This is a genomic window from Pseudomonas sp. B16(2017) (genome assembly GCF_002113205.1).
GTDB classification, from domain to species: domain Bacteria; phylum Pseudomonadota; class Gammaproteobacteria; order Pseudomonadales; family Pseudomonadaceae; genus Aquipseudomonas; species Aquipseudomonas pharyngis.
Genome location: NZ_NEKA01000004.1, coordinates 185,210 through 201,481 on the forward strand (window position 1 = coordinate 185,210; position 16,272 = coordinate 201,481).

13 protein-coding genes are annotated in these 16,272 nt (G+C 60.1%); all 13 read left to right on the top strand.

Translation table 11 applies throughout. The features are described 5' to 3' along the window. Positions 1–5 precede the first annotated feature (5 nt). The 13 genes from CAG25_RS08420 to CAG25_RS08480 all read left to right on the top strand — a co-directional run bounded on the left by CAG25_RS08420 (position 6) and on the right by CAG25_RS08480 (position 16,166). Positions 6–539: a polysaccharide biosynthesis/export family protein gene (locus tag CAG25_RS08420; RefSeq protein WP_085610331.1), complete on the top strand. Its 534-nt coding sequence runs from the start codon at positions 6–8 to the stop codon at positions 537–539. A gap of 2 nt (positions 540–541) precedes the next feature. Continuing rightward, positions 542–2,854 (top strand): GNVR domain-containing protein, encoded by a 2,313-nt coding sequence (locus CAG25_RS08425; RefSeq protein WP_039768574.1) that lies wholly within the window; start codon positions 542–544, stop codon positions 2,852–2,854. 148 nt (positions 2,855–3,002) lie between these two features. Then, positions 3,003–4,394, top strand: a complete 1,392-nt coding sequence (locus CAG25_RS08430) for an undecaprenyl-phosphate glucose phosphotransferase (RefSeq protein ID WP_064596757.1) — start codon at positions 3,003–3,005, stop codon at positions 4,392–4,394. 70 nt (positions 4,395–4,464) lie between these two features. After that, positions 4,465–5,805 carry a UDP-glucose/GDP-mannose dehydrogenase family protein gene (locus CAG25_RS08435; RefSeq protein ID WP_085610332.1) on the top strand — a complete coding sequence of 447 codons (1,341 nt, stop codon included), beginning with the start codon at positions 4,465–4,467 and terminating at the stop codon, positions 5,803–5,805. Positions 5,806–5,818: 13 nt separating this feature from the next. Continuing rightward, the gene (locus tag CAG25_RS08440; protein WP_085610333.1) at positions 5,819–6,523 is read left to right on the top strand and encodes a WecB/TagA/CpsF family glycosyltransferase; all 705 of its coding nucleotides are present in this window, start codon (positions 5,819–5,821) and stop codon (positions 6,521–6,523) included. Between the two features lie 2 nt (positions 6,524–6,525). Next, positions 6,526–7,605: a glycosyltransferase gene (locus CAG25_RS08445; protein WP_085610334.1), complete on the top strand. Its 1,080-nt coding sequence runs from the start codon at positions 6,526–6,528 to the stop codon at positions 7,603–7,605. Then, the gene (locus CAG25_RS08450) at positions 7,602–8,714 is read left to right on the top strand and encodes a glycosyltransferase (protein ID WP_085610335.1); all 1,113 of its coding nucleotides are present in this window, start codon (positions 7,602–7,604) and stop codon (positions 8,712–8,714) included. The genes CAG25_RS08445 and CAG25_RS08450 overlap by 4 nt, the downstream gene beginning before the upstream one ends. Next, positions 8,711–10,024, top strand: coding sequence for an O-antigen ligase (locus CAG25_RS08455; RefSeq protein WP_085610336.1), 1,314 nt, complete (start codon positions 8,711–8,713; stop codon positions 10,022–10,024). The genes CAG25_RS08450 and CAG25_RS08455 overlap by 4 nt, the downstream gene beginning before the upstream one ends. A gap of 16 nt (positions 10,025–10,040) precedes the next feature. Further along, positions 10,041–10,994: a glycosyltransferase family A protein gene (locus CAG25_RS08460; protein WP_085610337.1), complete on the top strand. Its 954-nt coding sequence runs from the start codon at positions 10,041–10,043 to the stop codon at positions 10,992–10,994. Positions 10,995–11,007: 13 nt separating this feature from the next. Then, positions 11,008–12,426: an oligosaccharide flippase family protein gene (locus CAG25_RS08465; protein WP_085610338.1), complete on the top strand. Its 1,419-nt coding sequence runs from the start codon at positions 11,008–11,010 to the stop codon at positions 12,424–12,426. A 29-nt stretch (positions 12,427–12,455) separates the two neighbouring features. Then, a complete protein-coding gene (galE, locus tag CAG25_RS08470; RefSeq protein ID WP_085610339.1) occupies positions 12,456–13,511 on the top strand; it encodes a UDP-glucose 4-epimerase GalE in 1,056 nt (351 codons plus the stop codon). Further along, positions 13,511–14,989 carry a family 16 glycosylhydrolase gene (locus CAG25_RS08475; RefSeq protein ID WP_085610340.1) on the top strand — a complete coding sequence of 493 codons (1,479 nt, stop codon included), beginning with the start codon at positions 13,511–13,513 and terminating at the stop codon, positions 14,987–14,989. Before galE ends, CAG25_RS08475 begins: the two co-directional genes overlap by 1 nt. 127 nt (positions 14,990–15,116) lie before the next feature. Further along, positions 15,117–16,166: an acyltransferase gene (locus CAG25_RS08480; protein ID WP_085610341.1), complete on the top strand. Its 1,050-nt coding sequence runs from the start codon at positions 15,117–15,119 to the stop codon at positions 16,164–16,166. Positions 16,167–16,272: the final 106 nt, after the last annotated feature.

A 16,272-nucleotide genomic window follows, 5' to 3' on the forward strand; every position in this document is an offset into this window, starting at 1 on the left:
TCGACATGAACACTCGCACACTTGTCCTTTTGTTCGCGTTGTTTCTCTTGCCCCACACCTATGCGGCAGATCCCGATACGCAATACAAACTCGCTGCCGGCGACGTGTTGCGAATCATCGTTTTCGGTGAGCCGGAATTGAGCATGAAAAAGATCCGGCTCAGTGATGCCGGCACCTTTTCCTACCCGTTTCTCGGCGAAATATCCGCCAAGGGACTGACCCCCGGCCAGGTCGAGAAAATCATCGTCGACGGGCTCAAGCAGGGTTATCTGATCGACCCGAAAGTCAGTCTCAGCCAGATCGAATACCGCTCGTTCTACATCAATGGCGAAGTGAAAAAGCCCGGCAGCTATCCGTTCGTGCCCGGACTGACACTGGAAAAAGCCATTGCACTGGGCGGCGGCTTGACCGAGCGGGCCTCGATGAAGCGAGTGACCATCTTGCGCGGTGATGGTGGCGCGACCGTGACCGATAACGTCACGCGCAGCACCACGATCGCCCCCGGCGACACCATTTCCATTGCACAAGGCTTTTTCTGATCATGGACAACAGCCCAAGCAACTACGTCGAACGTCCTCTTCAAGCGCATCTGCATCCGCAGCACGCCGAAGACAAGGACACCCTGGATCTGCTCAATCTGTGGAGGATCATCTGGCGCGCCAAGTGGCGCATTGGCTGGCTGGTGCTGCTGAGTTGCGTATTGGCGGCCGTGGTGGTCTCCAATATCACGCCGCAATACATTGGCAGCACCACCCTGCTGTTCAACGACAAAACACCTCCGCTGATGTCGTTCCAGCAAGTCAAGGACTCCGGCGGCAACGCCACAGATTACTTGCAGACTCAGCAGGCGCTCCTGCAATCGCGAGACCTCGCCGAACGCGCGGTGAAAAAACTCGGGCTGACGACTCACCCGGTCACCGATCCGCGCCAGCAGCCAAAGTCCTGGTTTGCGCCGCGCCAATGGCTGGCCGATCTGGACCTTGATCAATGGATCCCGGGGCTAGGTCGATATCTACCGCAAAAGAAAGAGCCACTCACTGAAGCAGACGTTTTCAACCAGGTCACGCAGAATCTCATGCTGCATACCAGCGTCAAGTTCGTTGGCAAAAGTCAGTTGCTCGAAATCGAAGTCGAGTTGCCAGACCCTGTTCTGGCAGCGGCGGCGGCCAACGCACTGGCTCAGGGCTTTACCGACAGCCAGCTCGATACCAGCGAGAAATCGTCGCAAACCACCACGGCCTGGATGAACACGCGTCTGATCAAGCTGCGCGACAACCTGCGGGCGGCCGAGAAAAAGCTGCAGGGTTACCGCGAAGAACAAGGTCTGGTGGATGTTGGCGGCGTTGCCACCATCAGCGCCAACGAACTGGAAATGACCGGCAACCGCATGGTCGACGCCCGACGCAACCGCGCTGAAGCCGAGAGCGAGTACCGGCAGGCGAAAGCCCTGGGCAACGGCGATCTGAGCCGACTCTCCAGCGTACCGGCGGTCTTGAGCAACCCTCTGGTGCAGAAATTCCAGGCCGATCGCGCGGTGGCCCAGGCCAAGGTTGATGAACTGGCCGGGCGCTATGGTCCGAAGCACCCCAGCCTGATCTCCGCACAAACCGAATTGCGCACCGCCACCACCAGTCTGCAATTGCAGGTGCAGCAGGTGGTGGCCGGTATCGAGCGGCAATACCAGCTCGCCACGGCGAGTGAAGCGTCGCTGCGTCAATCCTTCAACAGCAACAAGGCACAGATCCAGGACATCGCGCGCAAAGAGTTCCAGTTGCGTGAGTTCCAGCGTGAAGTCGATAGCACGCGCGCGCTGTATGAAACTTTCGTCACTCGCCTGAAGGAAACCACAGCCACCGCCGACATGGACTCGACGAAAGTGCGCATCGTCGACCCGGCCATCGTTCCCGTCGACGCGAGCAAACCGCGCAAGACATTGATTGTCGCGATCGTCGGGTTGATTGCTGCAGTCATCGGCGTCGGGCTGGCACTGCTCTTCGAGAGTCTGAGCAATACCTTCAAAACCGATGAATCGATCGAGAGCGTGTTGAATGTTCCACTGCTCAGCGTCGTGCCGCTGGTGATAAAGAAAAGTCGCCGGCAACTGGCGCGCCTGTTCGAGGACAACGACAACCCGCGTTTTTCCGAGACCATTCGCAACCTGCGCACCTGGTTGATGTTGCAAAGCAGCGAAAAACCGTCACAAGTGGTGCTCGTGACCTCCACGGTTGCCGGCGAGGGTAAAAGCACCATCGCCACCAACCTCGCCAGTTCGCTGACACCGCTGGAACGCGTGCTGCTGATCGATGCCGACATGCGTCAGCCAACCCTGTCGCTGAACTTCGATTTTCCGCCGGACAGCCCCGGACTGGCGAATGTCATTGCCGGCACGGCCAGGCTTGAAGACTGCATTGTTTCAGTGGGCAATCTGGACATGCTGCCGGCCGGGAAGGTCTTGCCGCCGTCGCTGGATATGTTCGTTGCGCCACGCCTGCCGTCCCCTGGCGATCCGCTCAACCCGGTTCAGCCACCGCCACAGGATTTGCTCAGCTCGCCGCGCATGGCGCGCATGCTCGAAGCGCTCAGGTCACGTTATCGCCACATCATCATCGATTCTCCCCCAGCGGAGATGATCAGTGACGCGCTGCTGCTGGCAAAACATTCGGACGCGGTGATCTATGTCGTGAAGGCTGACAGCACGTCGATCAGCCAGGTTCAGCGAGGGATTGCCATGTTGCAACAAAGCCATGTGCCGGTCTTTGGCACGGTGCTCAACCAGGTCGACCTGCGCAAGGCGCGCAAGTACGGCTACCACCACTCCCGGGCGTTCTATAACTACGATTTCGCGCCCAGGTAACCATCGGGCGCGTACGCCCGCCGCTACGCCCTCTTCTGCCAACGCACCACTCGCTTCACCTCCGCCGAGCTACGGAAAAGCCATCGGGAGGCACGCCGTGCCTGCTCGATTCGCGCTGATGCATGAATGCTGTCTCGAGGTTAAGCCCATGACATCGCTCTATACCGCTCACATGACACACCGCCGAGGCCTGACGTTCTGGGGCCAGTGGCTTTGCGCGCTGTCGCTGGTGACGGCGCTGTTGATATTGCTCGTGCATTGGCGCGTCGGCAGTCTGACCAGCGAATACCGCATCCTGATCATTCTGACGGTGCTCGGCTCGGTGCCGATCTACAGCGTGATGCAGGTCTACCACAAGCGCCATGGCCTGCTGGTCGGGCTCGGCAGATTGCTGGCCGGGTGGTTGACCCTGCTGGCCGTACTGGCGGCGATTGCGTTCTTCACCCAGACCAGCGCCATTTATTCACGCCAGGTGATCATGGTCTGGGCGGTGCTGGGTTTCGTGGTTCAGGCCTTGAGCTTTCTGCCCCTGCATTACCTGGCCCGCCTGTACTCGCGCAAGGTCTGCAACGGACGCCGTTCGGTGATCATCGGCACCTGCCCGACGGCCCACGAACTGGCTAAAAAGCTGTCCCGACCGAACCGCGCGCTGGTGCTGGGCTTCATTGCCGCCGAGGACAGCTGTGGCCCTGCCCCCAGCATTCTGCCGTTGCTCGGCCACGTTTCCGCCATCCGCGAGATCATCACGGGCCAGGAAGTGCGCCGCGTCTATATCGTGCTGCCGATGGCCCATGCCGCCACCATCGAAGCCCTCTACATCGACCTGCTGGACATGAACGTCGACGTGGTGTGGATCCCGGATTTCGGCAGCATGGTGTTGCTCAACCATTCGATCTCGGAAATCGAGCGAATGCCGGCCATCTACCTCAACGAGAGCCTGATCAGCTCGCACCCTGCCAGTCTGTTTTGCAAGGATCTGTTTGAACGCAGCCTTGCCGCCCTGGCGATTATTCTGCTCAGCCCGGTGCTGCTGGTGGTGGCCATCGCCGTCAAGCTGACCTCCGCCGGCCCGGTGCTGTTCAAGCAGAACCGTCACGGTTGCAACGGCGAAGTGATCAAGGTCTGGAAGTTTCGCTCGATGCACGTCCACGACGACCAGCAGGTTCGGCAGGCCACCCGCAACGATGATCGCCTGACGCCGATCGGCGGTTTTCTGCGCCGCAGTTCCATCGACGAATTGCCACAACTGTTCAACGTGCTGTCCGGCCGCATGGCCCTGGTCGGCCCGCGTCCGCATGCCGTCACCCACAACCTTTATTACACCGGCAAGGTGCGCGCCTACATGGCCCGGCATCGCCTCAAGCCGGGGATCACCGGCCTCGCCCAGATCACCGGCCATCGTGGCGAAACCGAGACCGTGGAAAAGATGCAGCTGCGCGTCGCCCAGGACCTCAACTACATCAACCAGTGGTCGCTGTGGCTCGACATCAAAATCCTCATCAAGACCCCCTTCACCCTGTTCTCGAAAAACATCTACTGAGCCCCTGCTCCACTTCTGCCGCCCCCCTGCCCGACCGTTGATAACTGTCACCACGATCTGAGGTTCGACCATGAATGTGAGCGTATTCGGTATTGGTTACGTAGGCCTTGTCCAGGGTGCTGCATTGGCCGAGGTCGGGCACAACGTACTCTGCGTCGACGTCGATGCCGGCAGGGTCGAGGCATTGAAAGAAGGAACGCTGCCGCTCTACGAACCGGGCCTGAAAAGCCTGGTGCGCGACAACTACCAAAGCGGCCGACTGCGGTTCGGCACAGACCTGGTGGACGCCGTTCACCATGGCGATGTGCTGTTGATCGCCGTCGGCACACCGCCCGACGAAGACGGTTCGGCGGATCTCCAATACGTGCTGAGCGTGGCCCAGACCATCGCGCTGAACATGGACCGGCACCAGATCATCGTCGACAAATCCACCGTGCCCGTCGGTACGGGCGATCGGGTGCGAGCCTGTATCGAGCAGGTGCTGGCCGACAACGGTCGCGGCGATCTGACGTTCGACGTGGTTTCAAACCCGGAATTTCTCAAGGAAGGCTGCGCGGTCGAGGACTGCATGCGCCCGGACCGGATCATCATCGGCACCGACAGTCCGCGTGCCGAAGAGGTCATGCGCGAACTGTATGAACCGTTCAATCGCAGCCGCGAAAAAATCATTGTCATGGACGTTCGCAGCGCCGAGCTGACCAAGTACGCCGCCAACTGCATGCTGGCGACCAAGATCAGCTTCATGAACGAAATGGCCTGCCTCGCTGAAAAGCTCGGCGCCGACATCGAAAAGGTGCGCCACGGCATCGGCGCCGACCCGCGCATCGGTTACCAGTTCATCTACCCAGGTCTGGGCTACGGCGGCTCGTGCTTTCCCAAAGACGTGAAAGCGCTGATACAGGCGGCCGACGGTGTCGACATCGACGCCCGGGTGCTCAAGGCCGTGGAGGCGCGCAACCAGGAACAGAAAGCCAGCCTCTATCGCAAGGTATTCGATCACTTCGACGGTCACCTTCGCGGCAAGACGTTTGCCCTGTGGGGGCTGAGTTTCAAACCCAATACCGACGACATGCGCGAAGCGCCCAGCCGGGTACTGATGGAGGCTTTGTGGCAAGCCGGCGCCAGCGTGCAGGCGTTTGATCCCAAAGCCATGGAAGAGGCCCAGCGCCTTTACGGCTCGCGCGACGACCTGACGCTGACAGGCACCAAGGAAGCGGCGCTGAAAAATGCCGACGCCCTGATCATCGTCACCGAGTGGCAATCGTTTCGGGCGCCGGACTTCGACCAGCTAAGCCGGTTGCTCAAACAGCCGTTGATTTTCGACGGGCGCAATCTGTTCGATCCGCAGCGTTTGAGCAAACGTGGGTTCACCTACGTCTCCGTGGGTCGGCAGACCCCTTCAGTTCTCTGAGAGGAGCCGCGCCATGTTCAAACTGGAGATAGTCGGCCACTACTCGGCGAAATTGCTGGAGGCCAACCAGGCCTATTCCTTCATCAACTTTGCCTCGATCGGCAGTTTTTTCGAGCAGAACCCGAGCAGCGTTGCCTATTTTTGCGACGGCATGCTGATGTCGACCTTCATGTCTCGCATCACCGGCAGACCGATTGGCCGGGTCAGCTTCGACTTCACCTCGATAGCCGACGTTGTGCTGCGCAGCGCCGAGCAACAGGGCAAACGGGTTTATTTCGTCGGCGCCCGGCAAGCCGAACTTGACCTATTCATCATCAAGATCAAGAGCCTTTATCCGCAGCTGTCCATCGCCGGCTATCACAACGGCTTTTTCACCGCCGCCCAGGCCGAAGACATTCGGAACGACATCTGTCGCAGCGCAGCGGACATTCTGATCGTCGGCCTGGGCGCCGGACGGCAAGAGCAGTTCGAGCAGGATGCCCTGCGCGCAGGCTTTCGCGGTGTCGCCTTCAGCTGTGGCGGGTTCATCCGCCAGGAAGCTCTGGCCACGCGGCAGTACTACCCGGCGCTGATCAATCGTCTGCACTTGCGCGCGTTCTATCGCATGTACCGCGAGCCCCACACGATCAAACGCTACCTCATCGATTACCCGAGCAACTTCCTGCACCTGCTGAACATGATCGTTCGACACAAAGTCGCCATCAAGGTTGAGGAATGACAATGCACATCCTGTTTATCCTCAAGGATTTCAAGCCCGGCGGTGGCGTCGAGCGCGTTCAGCAGCGGCTGTCCGAGCAGTTTCTCAAGGATGGCCGGCGGGTGAGCTTTTTCGTCATGAACGCAGACATGCCCGACGCCCGGGACATTCAATCCTACAGCGGTGGCGGCAACGGCCTCGTCGGCCTGTTCAAGTCCATCGTTTTGCTGCGCCGGCTCATACGGCGTGAACGTGTCACCCACCTCATTTCCGCCAAGGAACAGGCCAACCTCTGCACGTGGTTCGCCACCCTGGGCAGTGCCTGCAAAGTCATCTACAGCCGCCATGCGACCCTCGATTGCAGCGAACAGAAAACCGGCCCCTCAAGCCTGCGCTTTCTCTACGCCTTGTACCTGTGTGGCAGCGGCAAGGTGGTGACGGTTTCGTCGGCTTTGCGCCAGACCCTCGCCGATGCCGTGCCTTGGGGGCGGCAGCGCATCCGTTATTGCCCCAACGCGGTCGTCACCGATCAACTGTTTCAAGCCGCACAGGCGCCCAGGCCGGCCGGATTGCCCCGCAACTACTGGCTGAGCCTGGGGCGTCTGGTCGAACCCAAGGGGTTTCATCTGCTGCTCGATGCCTACGCCTTGGCGCTGCGCAGCGCGGCGCTGCCGGATCTGGTGATCGTCGGTGATGGACCGTTGCGCGAAGCCTTGGTCACCCAGGCCAGGCAATTGGGTATCGCGCAACGGGTGCATTTCAGCGGGTTTATGAGTAATCCCTATCCCGTGCTCAGGCACGCCCGGCTGTTCATTCTGAGTTCGCTGCAAGAAGGCATGCCGACCGTGCTGATCGAGGCGTTGGCGCTGGGCACGCCGGTGCTGGCCTGCGATTGCGAGACCGGGCCCAGAGAACTGCTGGACCACGGCCGACTCGGTCAACTGGTGATCGTCAACGATGTACAGGCACTGGCCGACGGCATGCTGCGCAACCTGACCTCAGGTCATGCCATCGCCCCCGGCGAAGAGACGCTCACTGCCACCCTGCGCCCGTACACCAGTCAGTACGCGGCGCAGGCGTACTACCAGGTCTGGAATCAATGAAAAAATTACTGATCATCCTCCATGACCTCAGCGCCGGCGGTGCTGAAAAAATGATGTCGCGCCTGGCCAAAGCGCTGGTGGATGCAGGCAACGACGTGACATTGCTGATGCTCACCGGCGGCGGCATTCACGCAGCCCATCTCGACCCGCGCGTGAAAAAAGTCGAATTGCACAGCCCGCGCAGCGTCCGTGCGGTGCCGGCACTGACGCGATTCCTGCGTGACAATCGCTTTGACGCCCAACTGGCAGCCCTCACCCACGTCAACGTGGTGGCGATCATCGCGGCGGCACTGTCCGGCACGCTGACCCGGCTGCACGTCAGCGAGCGCAATGCCTTTTCCCATGACCGGCACGTGAATCCCGATTTGATGGTGCGCATCGCTTATCGGGTGGCGCCCCTGCTGTACAGGCTGATTCCCAACCCGGTGATCTGCGTTTCGCGCGGTGTCGCCCAGGACCTGGTCGACACCACACTCGCCCGACGCCGGGATGTGACCATTGCCGACAACCCGGTGCTCGACAACGACTTTCGCGAGACCCCCCCGGGACCGCCCCGCCACCGCTGGCTGCTGGAAAAGTCCGGCACGGTGATCGTCGCCGTGGGGCGTCTGGCGCCACAAAAAGGTTTCGACACGCTGATCACAGCGTTCGCCGCACTGCCGGATCGCGATGCCCGCCTGATCATTTTTGGCGAAGGCGCACTCCGGGCCGAACTGCTGGAACAGGCGAAACAGCTGGGGGTGGCGGAGCGCTTCGATCTGCCGGGCTATGCCGATGATCCCCTGGCAGAAGTAGCCGCAGCCGATTGCTTCGTGCTGTCGTCGCGTTTCGAGGGCAGCCCCAACGCGCTGGTCGAGGCGTTATCCACGGGTACGCCGGTGGTGGCGACCCGCTGCCCCCATGGCCCTCAGGAGATTCTCGGCGGCGGCGTGGTTGCCCCGCTGGTCGCAGTGGAAGATCCCATCGCCCTGGCACAGGCCATCGTCGAGCAACTGTCCATACCGCGCGATCTGCAGCGTCAATCACGCCTTGATGCGGCAGCACGATTCATGAGTGCCAGTGCAGTGCAGACCTACCTCAAAGCACTGGTTGGAGACCCGTCATCATGAGCCCCCTGACGATCCGCTATTCGACACTGCGCGACGCCTTCACGCTGTTCGGCATCCTGTTCTACATCCAGGTGATTACCTTTGTCCTGGGTCTGGGCAGTGCCGCGAGCTTCGGCGATATCAACAAAGACCTCGAAGGCAATGTCGCCAATCAGGTCTGCGGCCTCATCACGCTGCTGGTGCCGTTGTTCTTTTTCATCCGCAACAAGGTATTCCTCAGCAAGACCTTTTATCGCAGCAACTTCTTTCTGCTGGTGTTCCTGCTCTGTGTCATCGCATCGATCGGCTGGTCCCACGACCCGATGCTCAGTCTCAAGCGGTTTATCGCCCTGCTCGGCGTGGTGTTTTTTGCAGGCTTCATTGCCTATAACTACTCCCTTGAAAAAAACGCCTTCATGCTCGGCTGCGCCATTGGCATCGCGGCGTTGATCGGGTTGTTGCTCGCTGTGGTCATGCCTGAAGTGGCGTTTCTCTCCGGGGGCATTCGCGACGGCGCGTTCAAAGGCGTTTTCGCCGAAAAGAATGCCGGCGCCCGACTCAATGCGATCGCCATCATGCTGTTGCTGCCGATGATCCGGCAGCGCAATCGCTGGGCGCTCTTGTGCTCATTCTTTTCGCTGGTCGCGATCCTGCTTGCCCAGTCAGCCACCGGTGTAGCGCTGATTATTTCCGGCACGATCAGCTACTGGTACTTCCTCACGATGATCCGCCTGGGCATCAATCGCTCGCAGCTGATGTTCCTGGGGTGCACCCTCCTTTACCTGCTGGTTTGCCTGTTTCTGTACAGCAACTTTGCGGTGCTGCTGGAAATGGCCGGGCGCGATCCGTCACTGACCGATCGGACCCTGATCTGGGAACTGCTCGCGCCTTTCATCGACAGCCAGTTGCTCAAGGGCTACGGCTTCGGCGCCTTCTGGGCAAGTCCCGATGCCGATGCGTTCATCACCCGCTGGGGTTACATCGGCAACGCCCACAGCGGCTACATGGAGACCCTGCTCAACGGTGGCCTCATTCAGCTGACGGCGCTGGCGTTGATGTTCGGTGAAGCACTGTTCAAGCAATACCGCGCCGTGACGGCGAATCAGGCAGCCCGGTTTCGTGCCAGTGCGCTGGTCATCATCGGTCTGTTCGTCATCACCAATTATGTGGCGTACGTAATCCCCAACTACCGCTCCGCCGAGTTTCTGGTGTTCTGCACCCTGGCCCTGACCTTCCGGCACCACCACGCGACCTACCCAGAATCCTCACCGGCAGCGCTGCGTCAGCGTTCGTCGGGCCGCGCACTACCGCGCGATTCCGCCAGCGCGTAACCCAAGGAGAACCACCGTGCCCAACCAAACTCCCCGTTCAGCAGATTCAGTGTGCGTCGTCATCCCGATGTACAACGGCGCCGACAGCATCGAGCAGACACTGACCTCCCTGGCCCGGCAAACCCGACTGCCCGATCACGTGATCGTCATCGACGACGGGTCCACCGATGACGGACCACAACGGGTTCGAGACTTCACCGCGCCGTTTCGCCTGACCCTGTTGCAGCAAGCCAACGAAGGCCAGGCCAGTGCCCGTAATCACGGGATGCGCCACTCTGAAGAGACGTTTGTGGCAATGCTCGATGCCGATGACCAATGGCATCCGCAAAAGCTGGAGTTACAACTGGCGTTGTATGGCGAGCTCACGCGTCAGGGCCGGCCGGTGGGGCTGATCGATTGCTACGCGCAAGTCAATTACAGCGATGGCAGGCGTCAGCGGGACGACCGGTTGAAGAACGGCAGGCATTTCTACGATTTCATCCACGCCAACGTCGTCAATGGCGTCTCCACCGCGCTGGTCAAACGTGACGTGATCATGCAGCTCGGCGGCTTCGACGCCAGCCTGCGTTATTCCGAAGACCGCTTCATGTGGACCCGGATCGCCGAACACTGGGAGATCCACACGGTGCCGGAGGTGCTGCTGGAGCGCACGGTCAATGGCGGCAACATGACCGCGAATCCGAAAAAGTACTACCAGAACAAAATCCGCTTCATCGAGGTGTACCTCGCCCGTTACGGCGCGCAGCTGACCCGGCAGCAGCGGATCGATTTCGTGCTGGGCAACCACACTGATTTTCTCGAGGCGTTTTCCCGACGCGGCGAGCATGACCAGGTCCTCGGCGTGTACCGGCGAATGCTGGATTGCTCCTGGCAGGCCCTGATCTTCGCCAGCGGCAAACCGACCTTGCGCTACCTGTATGCCCGCGCCAGAACCTTGCGCAAGGCAACGGCTTCAACCACGGCTCATTGATCCGGTATCCGCCATGGCCAACCACCGTCTGACGACATTGACCTGGATCTTCACCGAGAAATTCGGCCTGATCCTGTTGTCGATGATTACCTTTGTCGCCTACGCCAGGCTGCTGTCGCCTGCCGAGCTGGGTGTGGGCACGGTAATCATCGCCATCGTCGAGTTGATCGGCCTGGTGTACTCGTCGGTGCTCGAAGACCCGCTGGTCCGGCTTGAGCGGCTGGAAGACAAGCACATCTACACCGCCTACTGGGCGTCGGTACTCGTCAGTCTGGCGAGCATTGGCGTCATTTCGGGCGCGGTCATGCTGTACACCCCGGATCCGCTGCTGCAATGGATGACGGCGATAGCCTCGATAAAGATCCTGCTCACCATGATGGCGCGGGTCTATGTGGTGCAGATGCGCCGCAGCGGTAACTTCAAGATGCTGGCGTCGCGCACGTTGCTGGGCAAAGTGGCGGGTGGAGTCGGTGGCATTGCCGTTGCGCTTTGGGGACTGGGTGCGTGGGCGGTCATTGCCCAGGCGCTGATCATGGAACTGGTGTCGATCATTGTGTTGATGCGCGCCGACCCGCGACGTATCCCTTTTTACATCGACGGTCCGATCCTGCGTGAATTGTTGAGGTCAGGCGCACCGGTGGCCATCAACGCGCTGAGCTCGCAAACCTTGCAGCGCGGGGTCAACGTGGTGCTGGGCATCACCGCCGGCGCGAACGCAGTCGGCATGTTCAACATGGCGATGCGCATCATCGAACTGCCACGCACCGCGATCTACAACGGCCTGCTGAGCTACGCGCTGCCGGCGTTCTCCCGGCGCAGCGCAGAACCCAAGCGATTGATCGGGATCGTTGGCGATTCAACCGCCGTCAGCGGTTTTCTGTTGACGCCCCTGTTCATCGGACTCGCACTTACGGCAAGCGACCTGATCCTGTTGATCTTCGGCGCCAAATGGGCAGAGGCCATCCCGCTGCTGCAAGTGCTGGCCTGCACCGCCGCCATCGGCAACAGCGCCATGTACGCCACCACCGCACTGGTGGCGGTCAACCGCAGCCACCTCACGATCAAGGCTGAAGTGCTGACCACCGCGCTGGCCCTGGCGCTGGTGTACACCCTCGGCAACCTGTACGGCGGCATGGCAGCAGCCGTCGCTCTGCTCGCGCGAATGCTGGTCATCACGCCGTTGCAGATCCGCGGCCTGAACACGGCGATCGGTTACAGCTGGCGCGGCTTTTTCGAAGCCAGTTACCGCAGCGTGATCGCTTCCCTGGTCATGGCTGCAACCGTGCTGCTGGTGCTACCGCAGCTGGGTCTCCAGGGTTACCTGCATTTGATCGGCAGCGTCGTACTCGGCGCACTGAGTTATGCCGTGGGTTACAGCGCCCTGCACCCGCACTGGCCACAGGAATTCAAATCGGTTTTCACCTCCCGCTGAGTTCAGCCCTGAGACAGGAAGGCCTCACCATGCGCAAAACCACGTTGATTACTGGCGGAGCCGGCTACATCGGCTCGCATACGGCTCTGGCCCTCATTAACGCCGGCCACAAGGTGCTGGTGCTCGACAACCTGTGCAACAGCTGTCGAGAGTGCATCCGGCGCCTTGAGCAACTGACCCTGACCCGCGTCGACTTCATCAAGGGCGATATTCGCGACCCGGCCCTGCTCGACGATATCTTCAGCCGGTACGACATCGACGCCGTCGTGCACTTTGCCAGTCTCAAATCCGTCGAAGAAAGCGTGCGCAAGCCGCTGAACTACTACGTCAACAACGTTGCCGGCACGCTTGGCCTGTGTCAGGCGATGGCCCGCAATAACGTATTCCGGCTGGTGTTCAGCTCGTCAGCCACGGTGTACGGGGAGCCGACGCGCACGCCGATTGCCGAAGATTTCGGCACCGGCAAACCGGTCAATCCCTATGGCCGCACCAAGCTCATGATCGAAGAGTTGCTGACGGATCTATGCAACTCCGATCCGCGCTGGAGCGTTGGATTGTTGCGTTACTTCAACCCGATCGGCGCCCACGAAAGCGGAATGATCGGCGAAGACCCGAGCGGCCGCCCCAACAACCTGTTGCCGTGCCTGACCCAGGTCGCCATAGGCCGGATACCCGAACTCACGGTGTACGGCAGCGACTATCCCACCGTGGACGGGACCTGCGTGCGCGACTACATCCACGTGGTCGACCTGGCCATCGGTCACCTCAAGGCCCTGCAAGTGCTGCAGCACGACAATGGCATTCACTTCTGGAACCTCGGCACCGGCGTCGGCTACAGCGTGCTGCAGATCATCCACAGTTTCGAGGACATCACCGGCATCAGCATTCCCTACCGCTTCGCCCCTCGACGTCTCGGCGACATCGCCAAGTGCTGGGCCGATCCGGCCAAGGCGGGACGCGAACTGGGCTGGAGCGCGCAACGCGGCCTGGAACAGATGATCACCGATAGCTGGCGCTGGCAGTCGTGCAATCCGCAGGGGTATCAATCGTCATTCAAGATTCCGGCACCCGTTGCGGTGAAGTGATGCCGATGCTCAAGGAATGTCTGCTGGTCGTGCTGTTTTCGGTTGCGCTGGCAAGCAACGCCGCGCAGGCGCCAGCGCCTGTACCGACCACCGGCCTCGTGTTGTGGCTGGACGCGGCCGACTCATCCGCGATGACCCTGGATGCGCAGAACCGGCTCCAGCGCTGGAGCGACAAATCCGGCAAGGCCAATGACGCGACGGTCGCTGACGCCAGCTCACCGCCACAGTGGATAGGAAACAGCCTCAATGGCCATGCGGTGGTGCGCTTCGACGGCAATTCGGGATTACTCGGCCGGGCCCTGCGCACGGCTAAAGGATCTGTGACCGTACTGATCGTGTCCCGGCGGTTGCCGGAACAGGCCGGAGTCGATCCCTGGCAACGCTTGTTCAGTTCACGCCCGCAGGCCGCCAGCAACGACAACGTGCTGCCGAATTTCGCGGTCAGCCTGGCGCAAACCGGTGCGTATGAGCCGACGGTTTCCGTGCTGGAACTGCACGACGTGCCGATCGGCCCCTACGGGGTCGGGCGCAATGCCGTCGGTCACTCGGAAAACTTTCGCGGCGACATCGCCGAAGTGCTGGTGTATGACCGTCCATTCGCCTCGCTCGCCGAGCGCCAGCGCGCCTTTCAATACCTGGCAGACAAATGGTCCGTGGCCATCCCCACGCATGCCGACACCTGGACCCGCGTCGGCCCATTGGGGACATTGCCGACGCGCATCAACGCCCGGTTGCCCTTGTCCGATCAGGCCAATGCCGGTCAATGGGTGCTCAACACGACGCTGTCCGACGAGTTCGATGGCACCACCCTCGACCGCACACGCTGGCACGTCAACAATGCCGTCGGGAATGAGTCGCTGGGCCGCAAGCCGGCGTTGTTCACCGAGCGTAACGCCAGCGTCGGCAATGGCAACCTGAAGATTGTCTTTCGCAAGGAAACCTTGGCGCAGAAATACGTCGAGCTCGGCTTCAAGGACTACACCTCAGCCATGGTGCGTACCCTTGAACGCGGCTTCTACGGGTACTACGAAGCGCGGGCCAAACCCATGAATTCCGCAGCGTCCAGCGCCTTCTGGCTGGCCTGGACGGGCATGACTGACAACGCCACCGAAATCGACATCTTTGAAATCGGCGGCAAGACCAAAAATGCGCTTTCAGACCGCGCCTACAACATGAACGCCCACCTCTGGGCCACGCCGCACAGCACCGAACATATCGCCAACGGCAGCACCTGGACCAGTCCCTGGCGGCTGGCCGGCGACTTTCATGTCTACGGCTTCGACTGGCAGCCCGATACCCTGCGCTGGTACGTCGATGGTGTGCTGGTCAGAGAATCGAAGAACCATTATTTCTTTTTCCCCATGCAGATCGTCTTCGACAGCGAGGCCATGTGGAAATGGTTCGGCGTGGTCGACGATGCTGACCTGCCCTCCACATTTGAAGTCGATTACATCCGCATGTGGCAACGCAATCCTTGACCCTCACACCAAGCCTGGGGCCAGACGATGAGCCGCCCCAACCGTCATAGCTTTCGCCTTGAGTCGATTTTCACTCGGCACAGTCGTCAGTTTTCAATCCGCGCTAACACCCCCGGAGCGCATGCACATGAACAACAGACGGCTGACAGAACTGGATTTGCTGCGCTTTCTTGCGGCGTTCGCGGTGGTGATCTTTCACTATGCGTTTCGCGGCTATGCGAGGGGTGAGATGTCGGTCATGCCCTATCCACTTTTGGCTGACGTTGCCAAATACGGTTATCTGGGCGTTGAACTGTTTTTCATGATCAGCGGATTCGTCATTCTGATGACGGCTTCGAGCAACAACCTCAGGGTGTTCTTCATTTCCCGCGTCATTCGTCTCTGCCCGGCGTTCTGGGTGTGTTGCACGATCACGTTTCTCATCACGCTGGCGATCGGGCAGCCACGTTTTTCGGCTGATTTTTATCAGTACGTGATCAACCTGACATTCCTGGGCGATTTGATCGGTGTCCCACCGATAGATGGGGTCTACTGGTCATTGTTCGTCGAGATAAAGTTCTACTTGATGATCGCGATCCTGTTGGCTTTCAAGAAGATAGAGAAAATAGAAACCTTCCTCGTACTCTGGCTACTGATCTCGGCCGCAGCGGAAGTCTTTGCTTTCGAAAAGCTGCGCTCGGTCTTGATCACCGACTACGCGGCCTATTTCATCGCTGGCGCGACGTTCTACATCATCTGGGACAAGGGGTTTACCAAATCCCGTATTTCCTTGCTGGCAGCCGCGCAGGCATTGGCCAGCTTCAACGCGATCAAGTGGGCCGAGTCGATTGAACTGAAATATTCGACTGACTACGACTCCTTGATCATCTGCGGCGTCATTGCCCTGTTTTTCATGACCTTCCTTTTTATCGCGACGCATAAGACGTCAGCCGTGGGGAAGTTCGACTGGACAGCATTGGGCGCACTGACTTACCCGCTTTACCTGCTGCATCAAATGATCGGCTTCATGATCTTCAACATCGCTTATCCGACCATCAATCCACACGTGCTGCTCTGGGGCACCATCGCTTTGATGATAGGTGCGTCCCATGTCATCCATAAGGAAATAGAAACCCCGATGGCCAGACTGATGAAAAGATCCCTTTCGTCCTCCTTCAAGCGTCTCAGAGTGGGTTAGCCGGTAACGCAACAGGCTTGGCAATATCGGCAGATGAAAAAGGCGGGAGAGGCTTCGGTGAATACCGAAACCTCTCCCGCCTTTTTTTGTTTGTGGCGCAGAGCGC

What these genes read in the sequence shown, in the direction of transcription:
- CAG25_RS08420 (WP_085610331.1), top strand. Translation starts at nt 6, where the DNA reads ATGAACACTCGCACACTTGTCCTTTTGTTCGCGTTGTTTCTCTTGCCC.
- CAG25_RS08425 (WP_039768574.1), top strand. Translation starts at nt 542, where the DNA reads ATGGACAACAGCCCAAGCAACTACGTCGAACGTCCTCTTCAAGCGCAT.
- CAG25_RS08430 (WP_064596757.1), top strand. Translation starts at nt 3,003, where the DNA reads ATGACATCGCTCTATACCGCTCACATGACACACCGCCGAGGCCTGACG.
- CAG25_RS08435 (WP_085610332.1), top strand. Translation starts at nt 4,465, where the DNA reads ATGAATGTGAGCGTATTCGGTATTGGTTACGTAGGCCTTGTCCAGGGT.
- CAG25_RS08440 (WP_085610333.1), top strand. Translation starts at nt 5,819, where the DNA reads ATGTTCAAACTGGAGATAGTCGGCCACTACTCGGCGAAATTGCTGGAG.
- CAG25_RS08445 (WP_085610334.1), top strand. Translation starts at nt 6,526, where the DNA reads ATGCACATCCTGTTTATCCTCAAGGATTTCAAGCCCGGCGGTGGCGTC.
- CAG25_RS08450 (WP_085610335.1), top strand. Translation starts at nt 7,602, where the DNA reads ATGAAAAAATTACTGATCATCCTCCATGACCTCAGCGCCGGCGGTGCT.
- CAG25_RS08455 (WP_085610336.1), top strand. Translation starts at nt 8,711, where the DNA reads ATGAGCCCCCTGACGATCCGCTATTCGACACTGCGCGACGCCTTCACG.
- CAG25_RS08465 (WP_085610338.1), top strand. Translation starts at nt 11,008, where the DNA reads ATGGCCAACCACCGTCTGACGACATTGACCTGGATCTTCACCGAGAAA.
- galE (WP_085610339.1), top strand. Translation starts at nt 12,456, where the DNA reads ATGCGCAAAACCACGTTGATTACTGGCGGAGCCGGCTACATCGGCTCG.
- CAG25_RS08475 (WP_085610340.1), top strand. Translation starts at nt 13,511, where the DNA reads ATGCCGATGCTCAAGGAATGTCTGCTGGTCGTGCTGTTTTCGGTTGCG.
- CAG25_RS08480 (WP_085610341.1), top strand. Translation starts at nt 15,117, where the DNA reads ATGAACAACAGACGGCTGACAGAACTGGATTTGCTGCGCTTTCTTGCG.